The sequence below is a fragment of the Streptacidiphilus sp. PB12-B1b genome, assembly GCF_014084125.1.
In the GTDB taxonomy this organism is placed as follows: Bacteria; Actinomycetota; Actinomycetes; order Streptomycetales; family Streptomycetaceae; genus Streptacidiphilus.
On record NZ_CP048405.1, the window covers coordinates 7,293,899 to 7,316,108 of the forward strand.

Sequence of the window (22,210 nt, forward strand, 5' to 3'; positions counted from 1 at the left end):
TTGCAGTGTGCGCCGAGGCATGCCCCGTCGGCGCAGGCACCGCCGGCAGGCGCGGGACATGCCTCAGCGCCCGTCGTCGGCTAACGGCGGGCGCTGAGGCAGCACTGCATCAGGTCAAGCGCATCGTCACGCGAGGGTGCCTCTCAGGAGGCGAGTACCTCGTCGAGAAGCGTCTCAGCCTTGTCCTCGTTGGTGTTCTCAGCGAGGGCCAGCTCGCTCACCAGGATCTGCCTGGCCTTGGCCAGCATCCGCTTCTCGCCGGCGGACAGCCCGCGCTCACGCTCACGTCGCCAAAGGTCGCGCACAACCTCCGCGACCTTGATAACGTCGCCCGAAGCAAGCTTCTCCAGGTTCGCCTTGTAGCGGCGGGACCAGTTGGTGGGCTCCTCGGTGTACGGTGCACGCAGCACCTCGAAGACCCGGTCCAGCCCATCCTGACCGACCACGTCGCGCACGCCCACGAACTCGGCGTTCTCTGCAGGCACGCGCAGCGTCAAGTCACCCTGCTGCACCTTGAGCACCAGGTAGGTCTTGTCCACACCTTTGATCTGGCGAATCTCGATTGCTTCGATCAGTGCGGCCCCGTGATGGGGGTAGACCACGGTGTCGCCAACCTTGAACGTCATGTGACAGGTACCCCTTCCGTGGCTTTCCAGAATAACACGGGTTCAGCCATATCCGAAGGGCGTTTTCGCAGGTCAGAGCCAGTCTCAGGGCTTGACAAGGACCCCTGCCGCGTGCTGCGACCCCAGTTCGACGCGGGCTTCCCGCAGGTCGGAGCGGTTGCGAACGATCGACAAAGCACCGGCAAACCCCGGAAGGATCTTACCCGTAAGCCGTAATCGGATCGTTATCTGATCTTCGGGTGAGCCCCTCCGCGATCACCCGCGCGGCGCACTGCGGTCAACCCCGCGCCGTGGACGTCCCCCGATGCGCCGTCAACAGTGGCTGGGCGACACGGGGCTCCCCCGTGTGAAGCGGATAAAGGGGATCGGTAACCTGATCGCGGCCAGACCACCGAAATCGTCCAAGGAGAAGCCTCCGCCGTGAGCCGCAGTCTTCGTCGCGGCGCTGTCGCCGCCCTCATCATTGCGACCGCCCCCGTCCTCGCCGCCTGCTCCGCGGGGGACGGAGCTGCGTCCCTCCAGGTGAAGCCCAATGTCGCAGCCACCACCCTCGGATCGCTGAAGCTGAACGGCATCAACGTCGTCACCGCCGTCGGCGGCAGCACCCAGGCCAACGTGTCCGTGAACATCGCCAACAACGGCACCACCGCCGAGACGCTGACCTCGGTGACCGCCGACGGCACCGCGGCCACGCTCAGCGGGCCCGCCGTCATCCCGCCGCAGAGCTCGCTGCTGCTCAGCGGCCCGGGCCAGGTCAGCGCCACGGTTCCGTCGCTGACCCAGACGCCCGGCCAGAACACCCCGGTGACCCTCACCTTCGCCAACGCCGGCTCGGTCACCATCCAGGCCCTGGTCAGCGCGGGCACCGGCCCGTACGCCTCCTACGCGCCCAGCGCGGCCCCCACCCCGACGGCGACCCTGGCGGTCACCACCAGCCCGTCGACCCCGGCCGGCACCGTGTCGGGCAAGGCCGCGCCGACCGGCAAGCCCAGCGGCAAGGCCACCGAGAAGGCCGCGACCGGCAAGGGCACCGCCAAGGCCACGCCGACCACGAGCAGCACGCCCTGACCCGAGCGTCGAGCTGACCGGCCGCGAGCTGAACCGGCCGCCGAGCACGAACGGCCGCGCCCCCGGAGGACGATTCCTCCGGGGGCGCGGCCGTCAGCGGGGGTCTGCGGCCTACGGCTCGAACTTGTAGCCGAGACCGCGCACGGTCACCAGGAAGCGCGGGGCGCCCGGGTCGGGTTCGATCTTCGCCCGCAGCCGCTTCACGTGCACGTCCAGGGTCTTGGTGTCGCCGACGTAGTCCGCGCCCCAGACCCGGTCGATCAGCTGCATCCGGGTGAGTACCCGCCCGGCGTTGCGCAGCAGCATCTCCAGCAGGTCGAACTCCTTGAGCGGCAGGTCGACCTTGGCGCCGTCCACGGTGACGACGTGCCGGTCCACGTCCATCCGGACCGGTCCGGCCTCCAGCGCGCCGGGGCCGCCGTCCACGGCCTCCGGCTCGCCCCGGCGGCGCAGCACCGCGCGGATGCGGGCGACCAGCTCGCGGGTGGAGTAGGGCTTGGTGACGTAGTCGTCCGCGCCTATCTCCAGGCCGACCACCTTGTCGATCTCGCTGTCCTTGGCCGTGACCATGATCACGGGGACGCTGGACTTGGCCCGCAGCTGGCGGCAGACCTCGGTACCGGGCAGGCCCGGCAGCATCAGGTCGAGCAGGACGAGATCGGCGCCATTGCGTTCGAACTGGTCGAGGGCGTCTGGTCCGGTGGCCGCGATCGCCACCTCGAATCCCTCCTTGCGGAGCATGTAGGACAGGGCATCGCTGAAGGACTCTTCGTCCTCGACGACGAGCACACGGGTCACGGCAGGGCCTCCGGAGCAGGGAGAGTGGTGGGCAGGGGGTCTGGGGTGTCGTCGGCGTCGGCGGCGGAACCGTCGAAGTCGGCGTCGATCTCGGTGCCGTCGGGGTCCTCGTCGCCGCCGGCCGCCCGTCCGTCCCGGTGGGCGACGGGCAGGCGCAGGGTGAAGGTGGAGCCCTGGCCCTCGACGCTCCACACCGAGACCGTGCCGCCGTGGGAGGCGGCGACGTGCTTGACGATGGACAGGCCGAGTCCGGTCCCGCCGGTGGCCCGGGAGCGGGCCGGGTCGACCCGGTAGAAGCGTTCGAAGATCCGTTCCCGGTCCTTCTCGGAGATGCCGGTCCCCTGGTCGGTGACCGATATCTCGACCGTGTCGCTGGAGCCGCCCGGCACCTTGCGGGCGGCGATGGCGACCCGGGTCCGCGCCGGGCTGTAGTTGACGGCGTTCTCCACCAGGTTGCCCAGGGCGGCGGCCAGCTGGCCGCGGTTCCCGTGCAGGTTGAGCCCGGCGATGCCGCCGGCCGCCATGACGATCTGCTTGGCGGCGGCCTGGTGCCGGCAGCGGTCCATGGCCTCGGCGACCAGCTCGTCCACCGGCACCCACTCGGGGTCGACCAGCCGGTTGTCGTCCTGCACCCGGGAGAGTTCGATGATCTCCTGGACCAGGCTGGTCAGCCGGGTGGCCTCGATGAGCATACGTCCGGCGAAGCGCCGGACCGCCTCGGGATCGTCGCTGGCGTCCTGCACGGCCTCGGACAGCAGCGACAGCGCGCCGACCGGGGTCTTCAGCTCGTGCGAGACGTTGGCGACGAAGTCGCGGCGGACCGCCTCGATCCGCCGGGCCTCAGTGAGGTCCTCCACCAGGACGAGCACCAGCCGCGAGCCGAGCGGGGCGACCCGCACCGACACGGCCAGCGCGTCCCCTCCGGTCTTGCCGCCGATCCTCCGGGGTATGTCCAGGTCGGCCTGGCGTATCTCGCCGTCGCGCCTGGTCAGCCGGGCCATGACCAGCATGGCGTCGACCGCGATGGCCCCGCCGCGCACCAGCCCCAGCGCATACGCGGCGGAGCTGGCCTTGATCACCTGGTCGCTGTCGTCGAGAACGACCGCGCAGGAGCGCAGCACGGACAGTACGGTGTCCACACCCGGGGGCAGTCCGGCTTCGGGCTGCTGTTCGACGCGTTTGGCGGGCTTGCGGCGTTCCTTCTCGCTCCACCGGAAGGACAGCGCGGCGGTGAGGCCGACTCCGAGCCCGGCGATCGCGCTCGCAGCGGCTTCGGCCACGTTCAGATCCATATGTTCAGCGTAAGCGCACGGCGGTGACCTGCTGTAACCCCTGGAGCAGGGCATCAGCCCCTGGTCGCCGAGAATTCACCTGGGCGTCAGCAGTGGTTCACCGCTGCTGAGCGGCGGGGACGCACGGACGGCCCAAGGTAGGACCAACAGGACTCAGCAGGAGGATGGCACCATGCGTGACGCGTACCACGAGGAACTCGATTCGATCGGTGACGGCCTGGTCGACATGGCCCGACTGGTCGGCTCGGCGATGGGCCGCGCCACCACGGCCCTGCTGGACGCCGACCTGGAGCTGGCCGAGGGTGTGATCGCGGCCGACGAGAAGGTCGACCACCTGCACCACGACCTGGAGAACCGCGCCATCGCGCTGCTGGCCCGGCAGCAGCCGGTCGCCACCGACCTGCGCATCGTGGTCACCTCGCTGCGGATGAGCGCGGACCTGGAGCGCTCCGGCGACCTGGCCCGCCACGTTGCCAAGCTGGCCCGGCTGCGCTACCCGCAGTCCGCCGTCCCCGCCGACCTGCACCCGATCGTCCTGGAGATGGGCCAGCTGGCCCAGCGCCTGGTCGCCAAGGCCGGCCTGGTCATCTCGTCCAAGGACGTGGACGCCGCGCTGGAGATGGAGCGGGACGACGACGCCATGGACGCGCTGCACCGCCAGCTGTTCTCGCACCTGCTGGACGACCGCTGGCAGCACGGCATCGAGACGGCCGTGGACGTCACCCTGTGCGGCCGCTACTACGAGCGCTTCGCGGACCACGCGGTGTCGGTGGCCAAGCGGGTCGTCTTCCTGGTCACCGGTGAGCACGCGGACGACTTTGTCCCCGAGCCCACCGGCAAGTAGCCGGACGCCCGGCCGAGGGGCGCGCGGACGGGCGTGCGGCATGCTCCCGTACGCCCGTTGACGGGGTGTCAACTCCGGGGCTTGACTGAGGTGTAGGCATGTCCGCCTGAAGGAGGGTCCGCATGACTCAGACTCCGACCCAGCCCGCCCCGACGAAGGCCGCCACGGCCGATGCCGCGCACGACGCAGTCCTGCGGATCCCGCTGCCCCTGCTCGCCGCGTGCGGGTGCGGCTCCGGGTGCGGCTGCGGCTGCCAGTCCGGCGGCACCTGCCAGTGCGGCGGGGGCTGCTGCCACTAGCCGCGCCGTGGCCCTCGCCGGGCCGCGCACGGCCGCAGGGAACGCGTCGGGCTCGGACTCCGCCCAGGGAGTCCGAGCCCGACGTGCTCTGCCGCGGCTCGCTGCTGCGGCTACTTCTTCTTGCCCTGGTTGGCGACCGCCTCGGCGGCGATCGCGGCAGCCTCGGGGTCGAGGTAGCGGCCGCCGCGGGTGAGCGGCTTGTAGTCGGCGTCCAGCTCGTAGAGCAGCGGGATGCCGGTGGGGATGTTCAGTCCGGCGATGTCCTCGTCGGAGATCCCGTCCAGGTGCTTGACCAGGGCGCGCAGCGAGTTGCCGTGCGCGGTCACCAGGACGGTGCGGCCGTCCGCGAGGTCGGGGACGATCGCGTCGTACCAGTAGGGCAGCATCCGCTCGACGACGTCCTTGAGGCACTCGGTCTGCGGCCGGACGTCGGCGGGGATCTGCGCGTAGCGGGCGTCGTCCGCCTGCGAGTACTCGGCGTCAGCGGCGAGTACCGGCGGCGGGGTGTCGTACGAGCGGCGCCAGAGCATGAACTGCTCCTCGCCGAACTCGGCCAGGGTCTGGGCCTTGTCCTTGCCCTGGAGCGCGCCGTAGTGGCGCTCGTTCAGCCGCCAGGAACGGCGGACCGGGATCCAGTGCCGGTCGGCCTTGTCCAGCGCGATCTGCGCGGTCCGGATGGCGCGGCGCAGCAGGGAGGTGTGCAGGACGTCGGGGAGGAGGCCCTCGGCGGCGAGCAGCTCGCCACCGCGCACGGCCTCCTTCTCGCCCTTCGCGTTGAGGTCGACATCGACCCAACCGGTGAAGAGGTTCTTCTCGTTCCACTGGCTCTCGCCGTGGCGGAGCAGGACAAGACGGTAGGGAGCATCAGCCATGACCGGAAGCCTAGTCGAGGCGGAAACCCGGTAGCGGCCGAGGCACCGGGCTGCGTAAGCTCTCCACTGCCGATGCGATACTTACACCTGCTGCTCGGGGAGCCTGCCTTGCCCATCTCGCCACCGCCCCGGCCAGGTATCGCGCAGCGCCTGAGGACAGCGGCCGGGGAGTCGGTGGGCGGACTCCCGGCGACCTTCTGGTGGCTGTGGACCAGCACACTGGTGAACCGGCTCGGCGGCTTCGTCGTCACCTTCCTGGCGCTGTACCTGACCGTGGACCGGGGCCTCTCCCCCGCCTTCGCCGGGCTGGTCGCCTCCCTGTACGGGCTCGGCGGCAGCCTGGCGGCGCTCGCCGGCGGGGTGCTCGCGGACCGGATCGGGCGGCGGCCGACCCTGCTGGCGGCGCAGTCCGCCACGGCGGCGGCGACCCTGGTGCTCGGCCTGGACCGCCCCGCGTGGGCGATCGCCACCACGGCCGCCGTGCTCGGCTTCACCAGCAACGCCTCCCGCCCGGCGGTGTCCGCGATCATGGCGGACCTGGTGCCGGGCGCCGACCGGGTGCGGGCGTTCTCGCTGAACTACTGGGCGATCAACATCGGCTTCGCCTTCTCCGCCGCCGTGGCCGGACTGATCGCGGCCCACGGCTACCTGCTGCTGTTCATCGGCGACTCGGCGACGACGCTGCTGTGCGCCCTGGTGGTCTTCGCCCGCGTCCCCGAAACCCGCCCGGCGGCCCACCCGCACGCCTCCGCCGCAGCGGCAGACGCCACACCCGAGCCCGTACCCGTACCTGCACCGGCCTCCGTGCCCGCCCCGGCTCCCGCTCCGGCTCCGGCTCCCGCCCCGGCTCCGTCGATCAGCCTGCTCACCGTGCTGCGCGACCCCGCCTTCATGGCCCTGGTCGGCCTCACCTTCCTGCTCGCCTGCGTGGCCAACCAGGGCAGCGTCGCCCTGCCCATCGTCATGGGCCGGGCCGGCTACTCCCCCACCGACTACGGCCTGGTCGTCAGCCTCAACGGGCTGCTCATCGTGGTGCTGCAGATCCCGATCACCCGCGTGGTGGAGGGCCGCAGCCGGACGCTGATGCTGTCCGCCGCCGCGCTGCTCACCGGCTGCGGCTTCGGGCTGACCGCCTTCGCCGGGGCCGCCTGGTTCTACGCGCTGACCGTGGTGGTCTGGACGGCGGGCGAGATGCTGGGCGTCCCCGCCAACATGGCGATGGTCGCCGAGCTGTCGCCGGTCCACGCCCGTGGCCGCTACCAGGGCGTCTACTCGCTGGCCTGGTCGGCCGCGTCCTTCGTCGCGCCGATGACCGCCGGTTTCCTGCTGGCCGCGTCCGGCGGCGACGCCGTCTGGCTCAGCTGCACCCTGCTCGGCGCGGTCGCCGCGGGCGGCTACGTCTGGCTGCTGAACCGGCCCTTGCGGCGCCCCGGCGAGCCCCTGCCGAACCAGCCGAGAAATGCGGGTGCCCCGGCCGACAGCTGCTCGTAGGGTGCCCGGTATGGCGACAACGACACCCGGCGGACGGCACGACGGCGGTAGCGGCGACAGCGGCGGCATCGAGATCAGAGCGGTCGAGGAGGCCGATCTGGCGGACTGGGGCAGGGCCGTCAGCAGTGGCTTCCTCGCCCCCAAAGGCCACAGCCGGCTGGAGATCCGGCAGGCCCAGTTCTCGCCCGGCCGCACCCTCGGCGCGTACCACCGGCGCCGCTGCGTCGGCACCTTCCGCAGCCTGGACCGGGAGCTGACCGTCCCCGGCGGCGCGACCCTCACCGCCGACGGCATCACCAACGTCACCGTCGCCGCCACCCACCGCCGACGCGGCCTGCTCACCCGGATGATGACCAGGGGCCTGACCGCCGCCGCCGAGCGCGGCAACAGCCTCGCCATCCTCATCGCCGCCGAGTACCCGATCTACGGCCGCTACGGCTTCGGCCCCGCCACCGGCTTCCGGAGCTACACCGTCGACAAACTCCGCGCCGGGAACGTCCGCGTGCCCGCCGAGGCCGACGACGGCAGCTTCGAGCTGCTGGACCTGGACGAGTGGCGCGCGATCGGCCCCGAGCTGTACGACCGCTTCCGGCTCACCCAACCCGGCGCGATCAGCCGGCTGCCCCTGGACTGGCGGCTGAAGACCGGCGGGCTGATCCGCTCCCCCTCCGACTGGAAGGAGCCGCTGGTCGCCCTCTACCGCGACGGCGCCGGACAGCCCGCCGGGTACGTCGCGTACAGGGTGACCGAGGAGTGGACCAACAAGGTCTCCGCCACGGAGCTCATCGTCACCGACCTGATCGCGGTGGACCGCACGGCCGCCGCCGCGCTGTGGCGCTACCTGCTCGCCATCGACTGGGTCGTCCGCATCCGGATCGACAACGCGGCCCCGGACGAGCCGCTGGCGCTGCTGTTCGACAACCCCCGCGCCTGCACGGACGGCGGCAACAGCTGCGACGACTTCATGTGGCTGCGCATCCTCGACGCGCCCACGGCTTTCGCGGCCCGCAGCTACGACGCGCCCGGCCGCGTCGTCCTCCAGGTCGCCGACGCCCTCGGCTACGTCGACGGCCGCTTCGCCCTGGAGACGGCCCCGGACGGCACCGGCCGCTGGACCGCCGCCGACGCCGGAGAACCCACCGAACTGGCCCTGGACGCCGGAGTCCTGGCCACGCTGTACCTGGGCACCGACACCGCCACCCGGCTCCACGCCGCCGGCCGCCTCACCGAACTCCGCCCCGGCGCCGCCCACCGCCTCAGCGCCCTCCTGCGCACCGACTTCCGCCCCTGGTGCCCCGACAGCTTCTGACCCGCTCCTACGACCGTCGGAGCTCAATCCTTTGCGCGGCGTCCGCGTTTTGCGGGGGCTGCCGCCGGGGCGGGCTTGGGGGTGGGCGCGGCTTTGCCGATGGTGGGGAGGACGAAGTCCTGGATCATGTCGACCGCATCGCGGACCAGCGGGCGGAAGACGCGGTAGCGGGAGAGCGCGACGATCCTGGCGACGAACGGGGCGCAGCGCTTGACGAAAGCACGGGTGCGCTCGGTGTCCTCGGTGCGGTCGAAGACCCAGTACAGGACGACCACCATCAGGTGCAGCCAGAGCAGGTCCGGCAGCAGCTGCTCCAGCTCCGGATCCAGCTTGGGCCCGAGGTCCGAGCCGTCCAGCACCTCGCGGAAGATCTGCACCGCGGTGGCGCGCGCCGGGTGGGACTCGTTGGAGAACGGGCTGAGCGCGCTGTCCGGGTCCGCCGCCGTCCGGAAGAACTGCGCCGCGAACTCGTGGTAGTCCGCCGCGCAGTCCACCCAGGAGTCCAGCGCGACCTGTAGTCGCTCGGCGAAGTCCGTCCTCCCCGCCATCCGGGCCCGGGCCTCGACCGCGTGCTCGTGCGTCATCCGGTCGTAGAAGCCCTGGATCAGGAACTCCTTGGACTCGAAGTAGTAGTAGGCGTTGCCGACGGAGACGCCCGCCTCGGCGGCGATGGCCCGCATGGTGGTCTTGTCGTAGCCCCGCTCCTGGAACAGCCGCATGGCGGTCTCCAGGATCAGTGCGCGGGTCTGCTCGCTCTTGACGGTCTTCGTCCGGGCGCGGCCGCCCCCCGGCTCGCCGGGGTGAGCGGAGGCGGGCTCGGGGGGCTCGGGCGGCAGGGCGTCGTTCACGCCCCTGAGGCTAGCCCGGCGGCGGGGTGCGCCGTGCATCGCGCTCCTCGGCCGACCGCTCCTCGGCCCAGGCGGGATCCACGCCGCACGGCGCGGGCGGCTCCCAGGCGCGGCCGTTCCAGACCCAGTCGCCGGCCGGGGTCGAGGGCGAGATCCAGGGCATCCGACCGGCTGTCCCCTGCGCAGTCGGTCGGACGCCCTGCTTGGAGGTGCGCGCACCCTTCGCGGTTGCGCGCCACTTGGCGGCGGCCAGCACCGCGCCGCGGGCGAGCCTCGCCCCGGCCGGGGTGCTGAGCCGATGGGCCGTGGGCCGGTGGCTCTTGAGCGCCCACAGGCAGACGATCCAGGCGTCCGCGGCTTCGTACACCTCACCGCCGTCGCTGATGACGGTGATCTCCCGAAGCGTGCGGGCGTGGTCCAGCGCCGGAAAGCGCTGCACTGCCCCGGCCGACCCGGCGGGGACGAACTCCAGCGGGACGAGCTGCAGTTGCCGTTCCAGCCAGCCGCGCACATGGCGGCAGAGGGGACAGTCGGCGTCGTACAGCACGGTCAGTGAGCGGATCGGCGGCGCTTCCTGCTCCGTCGGCACGGTCGTGGCGGTGTCCGGCTCGGCCATGGTCCGGCCTCAGACCTGCGGCGCGAGCGGGGGCGTGGTGGTGGTGCGTCCGCGCGGCGGGACCGGCGGGCGCTGCTGGAGCTCCATCAGCCCGCGTCGGCGGATCCGGCTGAGGACGTACACATTGCACAGGTGCAGCAGGCCGAGGACGAGCAGCACCGTGCCGATCTTGACCGAGAGCGCGGTGGAGATCGAGCGGGTGTCGGCGACGTCGGTGTCGCCGCCGCGCAGCCACAGCGCCACAAATCCGAGGTTGACCAGGTAGAAGCCGACCACCAGCAGGTGGTTGACGGCGTCCGCGAGCTTTTCGCTGCCCTGGAGGACATCGGCCAGGAAGACGCGTCCGCTGCGGCTGAGCGTGCGCGCCACCCAGACGGTGAGGCCGATGCTCAACGCCAGGTAGACGACGTAGGTGACGACCGTGAGGTCCATGGTTCCGCCCCTTGGGAGATTTTTGAACGCGTTCAAATTTCGCGTCGAGCAGGACACTAGACCCGTTTTTGAACATGTTCAAGTCCCTTTCGGAGCCACTGTCACAGGCGGCTGTTACGGTCGCCTGCATGGGACGACGAGTGCCGTTCACCGGCAGCGAGAAGGAAAGCCTGCACGTCAGCCTGGACCGGCACCGCGACGTGGTGCTGTGGAAGCTGGACGGGCTGGACGACGAGCAGGTGCGCCGACCGATGACCCCCTCCGGGACCAACCTGCTGGGGCTGGTCAAGCACCTGGCCGCAGTCGAGTACTGCTGGTTCTCGCAGACCTTCGGGCGGGAGACCGAGCCGCTCCCGTTCGACCCCGACGACGAGGACGCGGATCTGCGGGTGCTGCCGCACGAGTCCACCGCCGACGTCCTGGCCTTCTACGGCCGGGCCCGGGCCGCCACCGACCGGGTGATCGACGAGCTGTCGGTCGAGGACCTGGGCACGGCCTGGTCCGGCGAGACCGTGTCGCTGCGGTGGGTGCTCATCCACATGGTCGAGGAGACCGCGCGCCACGCCGGCCACATGGACGTCGTCCGCGAGCTCATCGACCGGTCCACCGGCGACCACCCGGGCAGCCGCCCGTAGGGCCGCCCCTCAGGGACGGGCCGTGGCCGCAGCCGCCAGCGCCGCGCGGACCTCCGCCGTCCCGGCGAGGCGGACGCTGATCCCGGCCAGGTCGGCGAGCCGCTCCTCGCTGGTCCGCGACACCGCGTCGGTGACCAGCACCGCGCGCAGATCCCGCTCGCTGGCCTCGAACAGCGTCGCCCGTGGGCAGTTGGGCAGATTGCACCCGGCGACCACGACCGTGCTGACCGCCCACCCGCGCAGCAGCCGCTCCAGACCGGTCCGGTGGAAGGCGCCCCAGCGCGGCTTGAACAGCACTGCCTCGCGCTCAGCCAGGTACTGCGCCTCCCCCGCCAGCAGGGCGGGCGCGTCCAGCTCCGCCATCCGCCCGCCGAGGACGGCGGGCACCAGCCGGCTGCCGTCCGTGCCCGGCGCGACCAGCTCCAGCCCGGCCTCGACCGCCGCCCGGCGCGGCAGGTCGACATCGCTGCCGCCCGGCTCGCTCAGCCGCACGACGTGGACGATCGGCCGCCCGGCCGCCCGGAACGCCCCGACCAGCTCGGCCAGGCGCGGCAGCACACCCACGGTGCCGGGGATCGCACACGCCCCGCCGTCCAGGAAGTCCCGCTGGACGTCGATCACCAGCAGCGCCGAACTGTCCCACAGCGGTTCGGTGTAGTCCACGCCGCCGATGGTAGCCAGCCCCGGGCCGGAATCGTCGGGGTGTTGTCGCCGTCGGGGTGTTGTCGCCGGGGCTGCGGGCGTCGGGCGGATAAGTTGACTGTGCCGTGGACTCCGGTCGTACCGTCCGCATCGACCGGCGCGAAGCGGCGTTCCGCCGGACCGCACCAGGCGAAGGGCTCACCGTGCTGACCTCCCGGATCGAACCGTTCGTGGGCTGGCTGCGCGACGCCCCCGTCCTCCCGCCGACCGGCGACGGGCCGCTGCGCGGGCTCCGGCTCGCCGTCAAGGACGTCCTGGACGTGGCCGGGCTGCCCACCGGCGCCGGCCACCCGGACTGGCTGCGGGCCCAGGGCCCGGCCCTCGCGGACGCCGAGGCCGTGGCCCGGCTGCGGGCGGCCGGCGCGAGCGTGGTCGGCAAGACCCACACCGACGAGCTGGCGTACAGCCTGGACGGCGACAACGCCCACTACGGCGCGCCACGGAACCCCGCCGCGCCGGACCGGCTGTGCGGCGGCTCGTCCAGCGGATCGGCCTCGGCGGTCGCGCTGGGCGCGGCCGATCTGGGCCTGGGCACCGACACGGCCGGGTCCATCCGGGTGCCCGCCTCGTACTGCGGCCTGTTCGGTTTCCGCCCGAGCCACCGCGGGGCGCCGCGCGCCGGGATCGTGCCGCTCGCGCCCTCCTACGACGTCCCCGGGCTGCTGGCGCGGGACGCCGCCACCCTGGACGCCGGTCTGCGGGCGCTGCTCGGCGGCCCCGGAGAGGCGTGGCTCGGCGGCGTCGCACCCGACAGCGACCGGCTGCTCGTACCGGACGATCTCTGGTCGGCCGTCAGTTCCCGGGTGCGGGAGGCGTTGCGCCCGCTGCTGGACCGGTTCGGCACCGGCATGGCCGCCGTGGACCGCACCCCCTGGTTCGGACCGGGGTCGGACACCGGGCGGTGGCAGGAGGTCCGAACCGCCTTCATCACCGTGCAGGCCGCCGAGGCGTGGGCCTGCCACGGCGAGTGGATCGAGCGGGCGCGGCCCCGGTTCGGGCCCGGCGTGGCGGAGCGGTTCGCGCGGGCCGCCACCGTCACTCCGGGGCAGCAGCAGGCGGCCCGGGCCACGGTCGCCGAGGCGGCGCGGCAGCTGGGCGAGCGGTTGGCGCCGGGCAGCGTGCTGGCCCTGCCGACCACCCCGGGACCGGCGGCGCCGGTCGCCTCCGGCGCGGCGGACCCCGGGCGCAGGGCCGCCACCGTCGCCCTGACCTGCCTGGCGAGCGGGGCGGGCGCCCCGGCCGTCAGCGTCCCCGGCACGCTGCTCGACGGCGCGCCGATCGGCCTGTGCCTGGTCGCGGCACCGGGCGCGGACGAGCAGCTGATGGCCCTGCTGGCGCGGGTAGTGCCCGGAGCGCCGTAGGGTGCCAGCGCCGTAGGGCACCTCCCGCCGAACCGGCGGCCTCCCACGCGCGGCGACCGCGCGGTGCCTGGGGCGGCGTCCCTCGGCCGGTTACCGGGCGGCCTCCGCCTCGTCCGGCTTGTGGGCCAGGAAGAAGCCCTGCCGACCCTGCCCGGGCTTCTCGCTGTCGTCGGGTTCGCGGACCATCCGGGCGTCCAGCACCAGCCCGGCTGCGGCCATCAGCTCGGCGACCTGGTCGGGCGGCAGCCAGTAGATGTCGAGCGACACCGCATGCCCGTACGCCTGCTCCCGGTGCCAGTGCTGGTCCCCGACCTTGAACGCCAGCAGCATGTGTCCGCCCGGGGCCAGCACCCGATGGCACTCGGCGAACACGGTCGGCAGCAGCTCCGGCGGGGTGTGCACGGTCGAGTACCAGGCGACGACGCCGCCGAGGGAGGCGTCGTCCAGCTCCAAGCCGGTCATCGACCCGGTGTCGAAGCGCAGGCCGGGGTGGGTGCGGCGGGCCACCGCGACCATCTCCGGGGACAGGTCGATGCCGAACACGTCCACGCCGAGGCCGTGCAGGTGAGCGGTGACGCGGCCGGGACCGCAGCCCAGCTCGGCCACCGGCCCGGTGCCCGGCGCCTGCGCCAGTTCGGCAAAGGCGGCGAGCATGGCGCGATCCAGCGGCTTGGCGTCGAGCTCGTCCCGGAGCAGCCGCTCGTAGTCGACGGCGACGGTGTCGTAGGCCGCCCGGGTGGTGTGCAGGTACGTCGCTTCGCTCATGGCAGACGACCGTAGCCCCCGTCCCCCTTGCACCGCTGCTGCCCGATCAACGCCGGACGTTCAGCGGCGAGCGTTCAGCGCTGAACGTTCAGCGGCGAAGGTTCAGTGGCGAAGGTTCAGTGGCGGGCGCTGCCTCGGCGGGGCGGGCCTGCAGGCGCTGCGGGCGCTTGGCGTCCTTGGCCCAGCTGTAGGAGCCGGGCTTGCGTGCTTCGCGTGCCAACTGCTTGACGGTGTAGACGCAGATGAACTCCTTGAGCTTCGCGCCGGAGCGGCCGACGAGGTGGAACCGCGTCGCGGTGTCGTCCCGGTGCGCGATCTGGAAGATGCCGACCCGACGCCCCAGGCTGATGCACTGGCCGACGAATGCCAGGTCGACCGGTATCGGGCGGCTGCCCGCGATCCGGCTGAGCACGGTGTCGGCGGCCTGCGCGCCCAGCGGTTCGGCGGCCTGGCAGCTCATCCGCAGCGGCAGGTCCGAGGGGGCCGCCGAATCCCCGGCCGCGACGATGTGCGCGTCGTCCACGCTGGTCAGCGTCTCGTCGGTGAGCAGCCGACCCAGCGCGTCGGTGCTCAGCCCGCTGCGTGCGGCCAGATCCGGCACGCCGAATCCGGCGGTCCAGACCGTCACCGCGCTCGGCAGGTCGTGCCCGCCGCTGAGCCGTACGGCGTCGGACGTCACCGCCGTCACCGTGGCGTCGGGGCCTCCGAGCACGGTCACGCCCAGCCGGGCCAGCCGCTTGGCGACCGCGCGCCGCCCGCGCGGGTGCAGGTACGGGCCGAGCTCCCGGCCGCAGACCAGGGTCACCCTGCGGCCCTGCTCCGCCAGCTCGGCGGCGGCCTCGATACCGGTCGGACCGGCCCCGACGACCGTCACCGCAGCCGTCGCGGGCACGGCGTCGACGGCGGCCCGCAACCGCCGCGCCTGCTCCAGATCGGCCAGCGGATAGGCGAACTCGGCCGCTCCGGGCACGCGCGGGGCGGCGCTGCCGCTGCCCACGGCGTAGATCAGGTAGTCGTACCCGACGCTGCCGCCGTCGGCCAGCGTCACGCTGCGCCCGGGCGCGTCGATCCGGGTCGCGCTGCCGACCACCAGCCGGACGCCCTCGGCCAGGACGTCCCGGTAGTCGACGACCGCGCCGTGAGAGCCGCACACCAGCTGGTGCAGGCGGATCCGCTCGACAAAGGCCGGGCGCGGGTTGATCAGCGTCACGGACACGTCCTGGCGCTGGGTCAGCCGGTTGGCGGCCATGACCCCGGCGTAGCCGCCGCCGACCACGACGACCTCGGTGTGGGTGCTCATGAGTGTCTCCCTCGTCTCGGGGCCTCGTCCCGAGGCCCCTTCTGGCGTGTTCGACGTGTAGACACCGCAGGGCCGCGCGATGTGACATCGCCGGGGGACCGGAGCGCCGCGCAGCGGTTCCTGCCTCACCTGCGCGCGGCGGCCGCCGTGTTGCGGGTCGGTGCCGCCGCGAAGGGGAGGTGGTCGGCCAGCTCGGCGGCGCGGTCGCCGGGGAGGCGGGCGGCGATGTGGCCGTCCGGGCGGACGAGTACGAGTTCGCCTCGGTGCGGCGCGTATATCCGCTGGAACTGGCCGTCGGCGTCGAGGATTCCGTCGCCGGGGTCGGTGGTGATCCGGTGCACGTGCAGGGTGTTCGGCCGGGCGAGGTCGGCCAGGGCCAGGGCGTCACTGTCGGTGTCGCTGTCGAAGGCGAACAGGTTCCACTGCGGGCCGCGGGTGAGGTCGAACAGGCCGCCGGTGAAGCCGGGGCCGCGCAGGCCGGTGGCGTTGGGCGCCCGGTCCCCGGCGACCGGCCCCCCAAGACGGTCGCCGGCGTGGTCGCCGCCGTGCTCGGCGTAGCTGATGCCGAGGCCGGTCGTCACGGCGTCGTCGGCGAGTTCGCCGAGGGCGGCGCCCAGGGTGTCGGCGTCGCCGCCGATCCGCTCGGTCGTCCGGTCCAGCTTCTCGGTGCTCAGGGCGAGCACGGCCCGGGCGACCGGCGCCCGTTCGGCGGAGTAGCTGTCCAGCAGGTCGGGGGAGGCGCCCTGGACGACCGCGCCCAGCTTCCAGCCGAGGTTGTAGGCGTCCTGGATGCCGGTGTTCATGCCCTGCCCGCCGGCGGGCGAGTGCACATGCGCGGCGTCGCCCGCGAGCAGTACCCGCCCGCTGCGGTAGTCGGTCACCATACGGATGTTGACGCGGTAGACCGAGAGCCAGTCGGCGCTCGTCAGGGTCACCCCGGCGTTGCGCGCGTCGAGCAGCCGCTGGTACAGCTCGCGGCTCGGGACGGCCGGCTCCGCGCCCTCCGGGATGGGGGCCTGAAGCTGCCACAGCTCGCTGTGCGGCAGCGGCGTGAGGACGATCATGCCCTCGCCGGACGGCCAGACGTGCATGTGGTCGCGGTCGAGGCCGGTGAGCGTGACATCGCCGATGTACCAGCGCTCCTGCTCGCGGGTCTCGCCCTCCAGCGGGAGCCCGACCAGCTTGCGGACGGTGCTCCTGCCGCCGTCCGTCCCCACCGCGTAGCGGGCCCGGACCGTGCGGTCGCCGTCCGGCGTGCGCAGGGTGGCCGTGACCCCGTACGCGTCCTGCACCAGGTCGACCGCCTCCGTCCGGTACTGCACCGAGCCGCCCAGTTCGCGCAGCCGCTCGCGCAGCGCGTGCTCGACGTCGAACTGCCCGATCCAGAGCGCGTCCGGGTAGGGGGTGTGGAAGGAGTCCCTGGCGCGGACCGTGATCGACGGCCGGTCGGTCACGCCGCCGGACGCGTCGTGGAACCGCAGCGGCAGGTCGGCGAGGCCCCGGCGCACCACGTGCCCGACGGCGCCCAGGTCGTCCAGCACCTCCAGCGAACGGGACTGGATGGTCTTGGCCTTGGACGCGCGGTTGGCGGTCGCGTCCCGCTCGATGACCAGGCAGGCGACGCCTCGCCGGGCCAGGTCGCAGGCCAGCGTCAGACCGACCGGGCCGGCGCCGACGACGAGGACGTCGGTCCGGATGTCGATGGTCCGGTCGTCGATGGTCCGGATGTCGTTCCTCTGGTGCTCGTTCATGGCGGGCCTCCCCCAGCAGCCGATGCGACGCACCGAGCCGCCAATTAGATGCAGCTACGTATCTTATCCATGAGCGTACGCACGCCTGATAAGATGCGCAAGTGCATCCTGAAAAAGTTCAGTCACCCCAGCGCCGTCGCGGCACCGCGCTCGAGGAGGCGCTGCTCGCCGCGGCGTGGGCGGTGCTGCGCGAGAACGGCTACGCCGGATTCACCCTGGAGGCGGTGGCCACCCATGCCGGCACCAGTCGCCCGGTGCTCGCCCGCCGGTGGGCCAGCCGGAACGACCTGCTGCACGCCACCATCACCCACGCCGGAGTGGCCCGGACGTCCCCGGTGCCGGACACCGGAAGCCTGCGCGGCGACCTGATCGCCCTGCTGCACGAGGTCAACGACTCCCGCCTCGACTTCGCCACCGTGCTGGGCGTGCAGCTCGGCGGCTACTACCAGGAGACCGGCGAGACCCTCTCCGACCTGCGCGAGGTCCTGCTCAGGGGACAGGAGCCGGTGCTCGAGCAGATCCTCGCGGCAGCCGTCGAACGCGGCGAGGCCGACCCGGACCGGCTGACCCCGCGCATCCGGTCGCTGCCGATGGACCTGCTGCGCCACCACGCCCTGATGACCTTCCAGGCCATGCCGGACGACGGCATCGAGGACATCGTGGACACGATATTCCTGCCCCTGGTCAGCCCTGCACGGTCCGAGCGCACCACCGTCCAGCCCGGCTCCTAGGCTCCCGGCGCGTCCCCTTCCCGAACCGTCGACTGCCGCCAGCAGCCGGAATCCCGGCTGGGCTCCCCCTCCCGGCAGTGCTTGGCCGACCGGCTCCCGCACCCTGGCTGGCGGCTGCGAGCAGTCACCCGCCCATCAGGCACCGCCGAGCGCGCCGGGCCGGCTACCGCGAGAGGGTCCACCGGGGGCGCCGAACAGTTCGGCATCGTCGGCGGGAGAGCGCGATCAGTGGCAGGCGTCGCAGTCAGCCGTGCTCTGGGGCCCGCCCCGCTGCCCGCCGTGGTGGTGATGCGGCGAAAGAACGGCCGCGGTGACAACCCGCACCCGTCGCCGCCTCTCTCTATGAAGTGAGGTCCTGCGTGGGGGCCAGACCGGAGGCGGCAGTGGTGGGTTACGACGATCGACTGGCGGGAAACTCGGCAAGTCGGCACGGAACACTGCGTCGGAGCGCGTCTCCGCTGTGGCCGGCACCGGGCAGGTTTCCGCCTGAGCAGGAAGGCGTCGCTACAGGTCACACCCATGACCCCACTGGTGGTTGTCGCGGAGGGCGCCGCCAGGGCCACCGACCCGGACTGGTTCGGGCCCCTGCCCGCACTCCCGGGCTGGCGGGGAAGCCAGGCGATCACCCCGCACGCGCCCGCCACGGCCTTCTGGTGAACTGCCGAGTGATGTCCCCCACGGCTGCGAGCGGCTCACGTCGAGTCGGAGACCCGCCGGAGGCCGTAGCAAGGACCGTCCAGATGTGTGATCCGCAGACCCCGGCCCCCTGGACGATCCCGGCATGACGCGGATCAGGCCGCACCCGATCGTCGGGCCCGCCGTGGCACCCGCGCGGGAGACTCCGGGGGAGAAATCGTGATCTGGCTGTACATCGCCCTGGGCGTGTTCGCCGGCCTCGTCGCGCTCGCAGCCCTGGCCCTTCAGTCGATGCGCGCCGAGTTCGAGGAGATAGCCGCCGACGAGCGTGCCAGATCCGAGTTCTGGTCCAGGAGGGGCAAGCAGGTCATCGCGGCAGAGAAGCGCCGCCGGCAGGCCGACGTCCTGCGCTGGTACGCCGACCTCGGCTCCCCGGTGCGCGGGCCCGACGGGGTGACGCTGACGGCGGAGCAGTTGCGGTTCGCGGCACAGCTGATCGACCAGGACGGAACCCCGTGAACCACATCAGCCCAACCGTCCGATCGACTCGACTGGATCGGCACGGCCGGTGTTCAGCTCGAGGGGCTGACGGGTACAGCCCCGGGAAGTGCCGCTGCCCTCGGTCAGTACATGCGTTCAGCCTCGGCCGCGCGGGCCCGCAGGGTGTCGGCCTGCTCGCGCTCGCCGCGGGCTTCGAGGATCTCCGCGCGGTACTCCATGGCATAGGCGTCGCCCAGGTTCCCGGCGATCGTAAAGGCGCGCAGGGCTTCCGAGGTGTGGCCGCGCGCGCCGAAGGCGACTCCTACCGCAGTGATCGGAAAGGCCAGATCCTGGGCGTAGATCCGCGGCACCCAGCGCTCGATCGTCGGCCGGTCGTCCTGCTCGAAGGCCAGCCGGACCAGGCCGAGCATGGCGTCGACGTCGCCACGGGTAGCGGCCAGCTCCCAGATGAGCCGCGCCTGGTGCCGGTTCCCGGCCCTCCAGTGCAACGTGCCGAGGTTGAATCCGGCAACGACATTCCCAGCTTCCCAGGACCTGGTGTACCAGTGCAGCGCGCCGGCCTGGTCACCGGCCGAGTGCAACACCGTCCCGTAGTTGGCCATGGCCACCGGCAGGCCCCGCTCCGCGGCCGCTCGGACCGCCGCCAACGACTCGGGGGTGACCCGCCCGTCGGCATCGTGTTCGATGTCGGGTCCGACGGCCGCAACGTCTTCGGTCGCCTCGTCCGGAGAGCCGGTCAGCGGACCTACGGGCAGACCGCCGTCCTTGCCCGCGCGCAGGTGGACGCGGCGAAATCTCATGCGGGCGATCTTGCCAGAGATGCTGACCGGTGACACCCGCGAGTCGGCATTCAGACCGACCGCTGGCCCGGATGCGGATGGCCGATCCCGGAAATGTCCTCTGCCAGGTCTGCCAAGCCGATCTCAGGGTTCAGCGACGACACGACTTCCTGGCTCAGTGGCCGCAGGGCATACACCTGGCCCACCGCCCCCAGGTCCACGGAGACCTCGTAGTAGTCCTCTGCGAAGCGCTGGAATACTTCCGGCGAATGGTCGACCAGGAGCGCGAACAGGCTCATTGCCCCGTCAGGGTTGACCGCACCCAGCCGTGGGCGGTAATGGATGGGCGAACACCGGTCCCTACCAAAAGGATCTTGCGGCTGCGTTCCGCCTGGCCCAGGACCAGGAGCTGGCGGGGGACGACCCACGGCTTCGAGGGACGCACCATCGTTGAGCTGTGGGAGGACCCGGAGTGGCAGGAACCATCCTCCTGCCCTCGTCTTCTACGCCCGGGACGGGGTCACACTCTGCGGGTTCGGACTCGGCGAGGAGAACGTGCGCTGGGGCCGGCAGCCTGAGCTGCTGCTTCCCGATCTGATAGCCGGACAGGTGCTTCAGCCCGGCGGGAGCACGCTCATAGCCCCCGAAGGCGAGCAACGTGCGGGCGCCGACCGCCGGGCACTCGGCATCATCGAGCAGCGGTTCGGCCTTTCGCTCCCCCGGCCTGCTTGGACGATGCCCGGCTGCTGGCGTACGCCGTTCGCGGTGAACCGAACATGGACATCTGAGTGCCGGTCATCCGGTGAGACCGGCTGTGTCACCGCCGCCAATCCGGGCCCGGGACAACATCACCGAGATCATCGAACGCAACGAAGGTCTCACCCGATGCTGACTCCTTGGCCGAGAACCCTGCACCGTCTGGCCAAGTAGCCCGAAAACTTTGGCCATCAACCCTGAAAAATGGCCATCTGTAGTGCTCAGGCACACGAGCAACGACGACAGTTGCAAGCGATGTGCTTGCAATAGTTAGCATTCGGGGGCAGAGTGGAGCCATGGCCTCACTGAACGTCGGCTCGCTCGGGGAGTACATCCGCGAGCAGCGGCGGCACGCGCAGTACTCGCTGCGGCAGCTCGCGGAGGCGGCTGGGGTGTCCAACCCGTACCTCAGCCAGATCGAGCGCGGGCTGCGCAGGCCGAGCGCGGAGATTCTGCAGCAGATCGCCAAGGCGCTGCGGATCTCGGCGGAGACGCTGTACGTGCAGGCGGGGATCCTCGAGGAGCGCGAAGAGGCCGGCCTGGGGCTCCGGGCGGCGATCTTTGCGGACCCGTTGATCAACGAGCGGCAGAAGCAGGTGCTGCTCGCCGTCTACGACTCCTTCCTCAAGGAGAACGAGAAGGAGCACGGGACCAGTGACAGCACGACCCGGGTCGATCCCGACTCTTGATCCCTACTAAGGGGAGGAACTCCCATGCCTATCACCGATGACCTGCGCAAGACCCTTTCCGACCCCACCCCGCTCTACGCCCTGGCCGGCGCCGGCGACTTCGCCGTGGAGAAGCTGCGCGAGGTGCCCGAGCGGGCCGCCGCGATCGCCGCGGACCGCCGGGCCGCGCAGGAGAAGGCCACGGCCCGCCTTCAGGAGGCCGGGGCGAGGCTGACCGAGGCGCAGGCCAAGGTCGCCGAGAGCGTCAGCACCCTGCCGACCGACCTGAAGTCGCTGCAGGAGAAGGCCCAGGGCCTGGCCCTGCAGTCGGTGGGCCGCGCCGCCGAGCTGGCCGTGAAGGCCCGCGAGGTGTACGACGAGTTGGCCGAGCGCGGCAAGGTCGTCGTCGACCGGCAGCGCAAGGACACCGCGGACGATCTGGCCGGGATCGCGGTCAAGGCCGAGTCCAAGGCGGACGCCTTCGCGGCCGGTGTGGACCGGGTCTCGGACGCGGCCGTGGACGAGGTGATCGAGGTCGCCGAGTTCGTGGAGCCCGAGGCTCCGGCGAAGCCCGCCGCCAAGCGGCCCGCCCAGCGCAAGGGCGCGTCCAAGGAGTGACACCGGGCGGGTGATCCCGTGGGGCGCGTCGGGCACGCCCGGCGCGCCCCGGGCGTTTCCCCCGCAAGGGGGGCGACGCGTGGGACGATGCGTTTCATGGAGTCCCGGGCCGAGGAGAGACGATGATCCCGCACTATGCCGTGAGTGGCGTCCTGGTCGACGGCTTCAACAACGTCCTCGCCTACCTCACGATTGTCGTGCTGCTGTTCGAGCTGGTCGCCTTCGTGGACGCGCTGATCCGGCGCAAGGACGCGTTCCCGGCCGTCGACAAGCAGACCAAGGCGTTCTGGCTGATCATCCTGGGCCTGGCCGTGGCCGTGTCGATCATCCCGATCGGCGGCTTCCTGAGCACCATGCTGGTGCTGGCCGGGCTGGTCGCGGCGATCGTCTACATGGTCGACGTTCGCCCGCGGGTGCGGGCCATCACGCCGCCGCGCAAGGGCCGGAACGGCAAGAACGACCACATGGGGCCGTACGGGCCCTGGTAGCCCCAGGTCCGGCAGTCGGCCCGG

26 protein-coding genes are annotated in these 22,210 nt (G+C 72.0%); 13 read left to right on the forward strand and 13 right to left on the reverse strand.

Translation table 11 applies throughout. From position 1 onward, the window contains the following. Nucleotides 1–143: 143 nt before the first annotated feature. Nucleotides 144–626 (reverse strand): CarD family transcriptional regulator, encoded by a 483-nt coding sequence (locus GXW83_RS31745; protein ID WP_030255707.1) that lies wholly within the window; start codon nucleotides 624–626, stop codon nucleotides 144–146. Between the two features lie 420 nt (nucleotides 627–1,046). On the opposite strand from GXW83_RS31745, the gene GXW83_RS31750 reads away from it, so the two are divergent. Further along, nucleotides 1,047–1,694: a hypothetical protein gene (locus GXW83_RS31750; RefSeq protein ID WP_182446453.1), complete on the forward strand. Its 648-nt coding sequence runs from the start codon at nucleotides 1,047–1,049 to the stop codon at nucleotides 1,692–1,694. A gap of 111 nt (nucleotides 1,695–1,805) precedes the next feature. Here GXW83_RS31750 and GXW83_RS31755 read toward each other — a convergent pair whose 3' ends face one another. Beyond that, the gene (locus tag GXW83_RS31755) at nucleotides 1,806–2,492 is read right to left on the reverse strand and encodes a response regulator transcription factor (RefSeq protein ID WP_034089141.1); all 687 of its coding nucleotides are present in this window, start codon (nucleotides 2,490–2,492) and stop codon (nucleotides 1,806–1,808) included. Next, nucleotides 2,489–3,784, reverse strand: coding sequence for a cell wall metabolism sensor histidine kinase WalK (locus GXW83_RS31760; protein WP_182446454.1), 1,296 nt, complete (start codon nucleotides 3,782–3,784; stop codon nucleotides 2,489–2,491). The genes GXW83_RS31755 and GXW83_RS31760 overlap by 4 nt, the downstream gene beginning before the upstream one ends. 172 nt (nucleotides 3,785–3,956) lie before the next feature. Between GXW83_RS31760 and phoU the strand changes: the two genes are divergently transcribed. Continuing rightward, a complete protein-coding gene (phoU, locus tag GXW83_RS31765; RefSeq protein WP_182446455.1) occupies nucleotides 3,957–4,628 on the forward strand; it encodes a phosphate signaling complex protein PhoU in 672 nt (223 codons plus the stop codon). 122 nt (nucleotides 4,629–4,750) lie between these two features. After that, entirely contained in the window at nucleotides 4,751–4,927 is a 177-nt protein-coding gene (locus GXW83_RS31770) for a hypothetical protein (RefSeq protein WP_182447756.1), read from the forward strand. A gap of 110 nt (nucleotides 4,928–5,037) precedes the next feature. Here the strand turns inward: GXW83_RS31770 and GXW83_RS31775 are convergent, their stop codons facing one another. Then, nucleotides 5,038–5,799 carry a phosphoglyceromutase gene (locus tag GXW83_RS31775; RefSeq protein ID WP_182446456.1) on the reverse strand — a complete coding sequence of 254 codons (762 nt, stop codon included), beginning with the start codon at nucleotides 5,797–5,799 and terminating at the stop codon, nucleotides 5,038–5,040. Nucleotides 5,800–5,907: 108 nt separating this feature from the next. Between GXW83_RS31775 and GXW83_RS31780 the strand changes: the two genes are divergently transcribed. After that, entirely contained in the window at nucleotides 5,908–7,290 is a 1,383-nt protein-coding gene (locus GXW83_RS31780) for an MFS transporter (protein WP_225447366.1), read from the forward strand. A gap of 10 nt (nucleotides 7,291–7,300) precedes the next feature. Beyond that, entirely contained in the window at nucleotides 7,301–8,599 is a 1,299-nt protein-coding gene (locus GXW83_RS31785) for a GNAT family N-acetyltransferase (protein ID WP_182446458.1), read from the forward strand. A 23-nt stretch (nucleotides 8,600–8,622) separates the two neighbouring features. On the opposite strand, the gene GXW83_RS31790 is transcribed toward GXW83_RS31785, so the two are convergent. From GXW83_RS31790 to GXW83_RS31800, 3 genes are read right to left on the reverse strand one after another with little or no spacing between them, the layout of a single operon-like run. Next, nucleotides 8,623–9,447: a TetR/AcrR family transcriptional regulator gene (locus GXW83_RS31790; RefSeq protein WP_225447367.1), complete on the reverse strand. Its 825-nt coding sequence runs from the start codon at nucleotides 9,445–9,447 to the stop codon at nucleotides 8,623–8,625. A gap of 10 nt (nucleotides 9,448–9,457) precedes the next feature. After that, nucleotides 9,458–10,063, reverse strand: a complete 606-nt coding sequence (locus GXW83_RS31795) for a thiol-disulfide oxidoreductase DCC family protein (RefSeq protein WP_182446460.1) — start codon at nucleotides 10,061–10,063, stop codon at nucleotides 9,458–9,460. A gap of 9 nt (nucleotides 10,064–10,072) precedes the next feature. Next, the gene (locus tag GXW83_RS31800; protein WP_182446461.1) at nucleotides 10,073–10,495 is read right to left on the reverse strand and encodes a hypothetical protein; all 423 of its coding nucleotides are present in this window, start codon (nucleotides 10,493–10,495) and stop codon (nucleotides 10,073–10,075) included. Nucleotides 10,496–10,623: 128 nt separating this feature from the next. Between GXW83_RS31800 and GXW83_RS31805 the strand changes: the two genes are divergently transcribed. Beyond that, nucleotides 10,624–11,130 (forward strand): DinB family protein, encoded by a 507-nt coding sequence (locus tag GXW83_RS31805; RefSeq protein ID WP_182446462.1) that lies wholly within the window; start codon nucleotides 10,624–10,626, stop codon nucleotides 11,128–11,130. A 9-nt stretch (nucleotides 11,131–11,139) separates the two neighbouring features. Here the strand turns inward: GXW83_RS31805 and GXW83_RS31810 are convergent, their stop codons facing one another. Then, complete coding sequence (locus GXW83_RS31810; RefSeq protein WP_182446463.1) at nucleotides 11,140–11,793, reverse strand: cysteine hydrolase family protein; 654 nt, start codon at nucleotides 11,791–11,793, stop codon at nucleotides 11,140–11,142. Nucleotides 11,794–11,897: 104 nt separating this feature from the next. Between GXW83_RS31810 and GXW83_RS31815 the strand changes: the two genes are divergently transcribed. Next, nucleotides 11,898–13,193: an amidase family protein gene (locus GXW83_RS31815; protein ID WP_182446464.1), complete on the forward strand. Its 1,296-nt coding sequence runs from the start codon at nucleotides 11,898–11,900 to the stop codon at nucleotides 13,191–13,193. A gap of 90 nt (nucleotides 13,194–13,283) precedes the next feature. On the opposite strand, the gene GXW83_RS31820 is transcribed toward GXW83_RS31815, so the two are convergent. The 3 genes from GXW83_RS31820 to GXW83_RS31830 all read right to left on the reverse strand — a co-directional run bounded on the left by GXW83_RS31820 (nucleotide 13,284) and on the right by GXW83_RS31830 (nucleotide 17,009). Next, nucleotides 13,284–13,958, reverse strand: coding sequence for a class I SAM-dependent methyltransferase (locus tag GXW83_RS31820; protein WP_182446465.1), 675 nt, complete (start codon nucleotides 13,956–13,958; stop codon nucleotides 13,284–13,286). Nucleotides 13,959–14,046: 88 nt separating this feature from the next. Then, on the reverse strand, nucleotides 14,047–15,258 hold the full coding sequence (locus GXW83_RS31825; protein WP_182446466.1) for an NAD(P)/FAD-dependent oxidoreductase: 1,212 nt from the start codon (nucleotides 15,256–15,258) through the stop codon (nucleotides 14,047–14,049). 125 nt (nucleotides 15,259–15,383) lie between these two features. Further along, a complete protein-coding gene (locus tag GXW83_RS31830) occupies nucleotides 15,384–17,009 on the reverse strand; it encodes an FAD-dependent oxidoreductase (RefSeq protein WP_182446467.1) in 1,626 nt (541 codons plus the stop codon). 101 nt (nucleotides 17,010–17,110) lie between these two features. On the opposite strand from GXW83_RS31830, the gene GXW83_RS31835 reads away from it, so the two are divergent. The 3 genes from GXW83_RS31835 to GXW83_RS31845 all read left to right on the forward strand — a co-directional run bounded on the left by GXW83_RS31835 (nucleotide 17,111) and on the right by GXW83_RS31845 (nucleotide 18,895). Continuing rightward, a complete protein-coding gene (locus GXW83_RS31835) occupies nucleotides 17,111–17,740 on the forward strand; it encodes a TetR/AcrR family transcriptional regulator (protein WP_182446468.1) in 630 nt (209 codons plus the stop codon). A gap of 519 nt (nucleotides 17,741–18,259) precedes the next feature. After that, nucleotides 18,260–18,397: a hypothetical protein gene (locus tag GXW83_RS31840; protein WP_182446469.1), complete on the forward strand. Its 138-nt coding sequence runs from the start codon at nucleotides 18,260–18,262 to the stop codon at nucleotides 18,395–18,397. Between the two features lie 198 nt (nucleotides 18,398–18,595). Continuing rightward, on the forward strand, nucleotides 18,596–18,895 hold the full coding sequence (locus GXW83_RS31845; RefSeq protein ID WP_182446470.1) for a hypothetical protein: 300 nt from the start codon (nucleotides 18,596–18,598) through the stop codon (nucleotides 18,893–18,895). A 104-nt stretch (nucleotides 18,896–18,999) separates the two neighbouring features. On the opposite strand, the gene GXW83_RS31850 is transcribed toward GXW83_RS31845, so the two are convergent. Together GXW83_RS31850 and GXW83_RS31855 are read right to left on the reverse strand one after the other, a co-directional pair. Continuing rightward, nucleotides 19,000–19,677, reverse strand: coding sequence for a hypothetical protein (locus GXW83_RS31850; protein ID WP_182446471.1), 678 nt, complete (start codon nucleotides 19,675–19,677; stop codon nucleotides 19,000–19,002). 50 nt (nucleotides 19,678–19,727) lie between these two features. After that, nucleotides 19,728–19,955, reverse strand: a complete 228-nt coding sequence (locus tag GXW83_RS31855; protein ID WP_182446472.1) for a hypothetical protein — start codon at nucleotides 19,953–19,955, stop codon at nucleotides 19,728–19,730. Nucleotides 19,956–20,708: 753 nt separating this feature from the next. Between GXW83_RS31855 and GXW83_RS31860 the strand changes: the two genes are divergently transcribed. The 3 genes from GXW83_RS31860 (at nucleotide 20,709) to GXW83_RS31870 (ending at nucleotide 22,186) form a co-directional block, all read left to right on the forward strand. Further along, complete coding sequence (locus tag GXW83_RS31860) at nucleotides 20,709–21,101, forward strand: helix-turn-helix domain-containing protein (protein ID WP_182446473.1); 393 nt, start codon at nucleotides 20,709–20,711, stop codon at nucleotides 21,099–21,101. 24 nt (nucleotides 21,102–21,125) lie between these two features. Continuing rightward, nucleotides 21,126–21,698: a hypothetical protein gene (locus GXW83_RS31865; protein WP_182446474.1), complete on the forward strand. Its 573-nt coding sequence runs from the start codon at nucleotides 21,126–21,128 to the stop codon at nucleotides 21,696–21,698. A gap of 122 nt (nucleotides 21,699–21,820) precedes the next feature. Then, a complete protein-coding gene (locus tag GXW83_RS31870) occupies nucleotides 21,821–22,186 on the forward strand; it encodes a DUF2516 family protein (RefSeq protein WP_182446475.1) in 366 nt (121 codons plus the stop codon). The last annotated feature ends 24 nt before the right edge of the window (nucleotides 22,187–22,210 follow it).

What these genes read in the sequence shown, in the direction of transcription:
- GXW83_RS31745 (WP_030255707.1), bottom strand. Translation starts at nt 626, where the DNA reads ATGACGTTCAAGGTTGGCGACACCGTGGTCTACCCCCATCACGGGGCC.
- GXW83_RS31760 (WP_182446454.1), bottom strand. Translation starts at nt 3,784, where the DNA reads ATGGATCTGAACGTGGCCGAAGCCGCTGCGAGCGCGATCGCCGGGCTC.
- phoU (WP_182446455.1), top strand. Translation starts at nt 3,957, where the DNA reads ATGCGTGACGCGTACCACGAGGAACTCGATTCGATCGGTGACGGCCTG.
- GXW83_RS31770 (WP_182447756.1), top strand. Translation starts at nt 4,751, where the DNA reads ATGACTCAGACTCCGACCCAGCCCGCCCCGACGAAGGCCGCCACGGCC.
- GXW83_RS31775 (WP_182446456.1), bottom strand. Translation starts at nt 5,799, where the DNA reads ATGGCTGATGCTCCCTACCGTCTTGTCCTGCTCCGCCACGGCGAGAGC.
- GXW83_RS31785 (WP_182446458.1), top strand. Translation starts at nt 7,301, where the DNA reads ATGGCGACAACGACACCCGGCGGACGGCACGACGGCGGTAGCGGCGAC.
- GXW83_RS31795 (WP_182446460.1), bottom strand. Translation starts at nt 10,063, where the DNA reads ATGGCCGAGCCGGACACCGCCACGACCGTGCCGACGGAGCAGGAAGCG.
- GXW83_RS31800 (WP_182446461.1), bottom strand. Translation starts at nt 10,495, where the DNA reads ATGGACCTCACGGTCGTCACCTACGTCGTCTACCTGGCGTTGAGCATC.
- GXW83_RS31805 (WP_182446462.1), top strand. Translation starts at nt 10,624, where the DNA reads ATGGGACGACGAGTGCCGTTCACCGGCAGCGAGAAGGAAAGCCTGCAC.
- GXW83_RS31820 (WP_182446465.1), bottom strand. Translation starts at nt 13,958, where the DNA reads ATGAGCGAAGCGACGTACCTGCACACCACCCGGGCGGCCTACGACACC.
- GXW83_RS31825 (WP_182446466.1), bottom strand. Translation starts at nt 15,258, where the DNA reads ATGAGCACCCACACCGAGGTCGTCGTGGTCGGCGGCGGCTACGCCGGG.
- GXW83_RS31830 (WP_182446467.1), bottom strand. Translation starts at nt 17,009, where the DNA reads ATGAACGAGCACCAGAGGAACGACATCCGGACCATCGACGACCGGACC.
- GXW83_RS31840 (WP_182446469.1), top strand. Translation starts at nt 18,260, where the DNA reads ATGACCCCACTGGTGGTTGTCGCGGAGGGCGCCGCCAGGGCCACCGAC.
- GXW83_RS31850 (WP_182446471.1), bottom strand. Translation starts at nt 19,677, where the DNA reads ATGAGATTTCGCCGCGTCCACCTGCGCGCGGGCAAGGACGGCGGTCTG.
- GXW83_RS31855 (WP_182446472.1), bottom strand. Translation starts at nt 19,955, where the DNA reads ATGAGCCTGTTCGCGCTCCTGGTCGACCATTCGCCGGAAGTATTCCAG.
- GXW83_RS31860 (WP_182446473.1), top strand. Translation starts at nt 20,709, where the DNA reads ATGGCCTCACTGAACGTCGGCTCGCTCGGGGAGTACATCCGCGAGCAG.
- GXW83_RS31865 (WP_182446474.1), top strand. Translation starts at nt 21,126, where the DNA reads ATGCCTATCACCGATGACCTGCGCAAGACCCTTTCCGACCCCACCCCG.
- GXW83_RS31870 (WP_182446475.1), top strand. Translation starts at nt 21,821, where the DNA reads ATGATCCCGCACTATGCCGTGAGTGGCGTCCTGGTCGACGGCTTCAAC.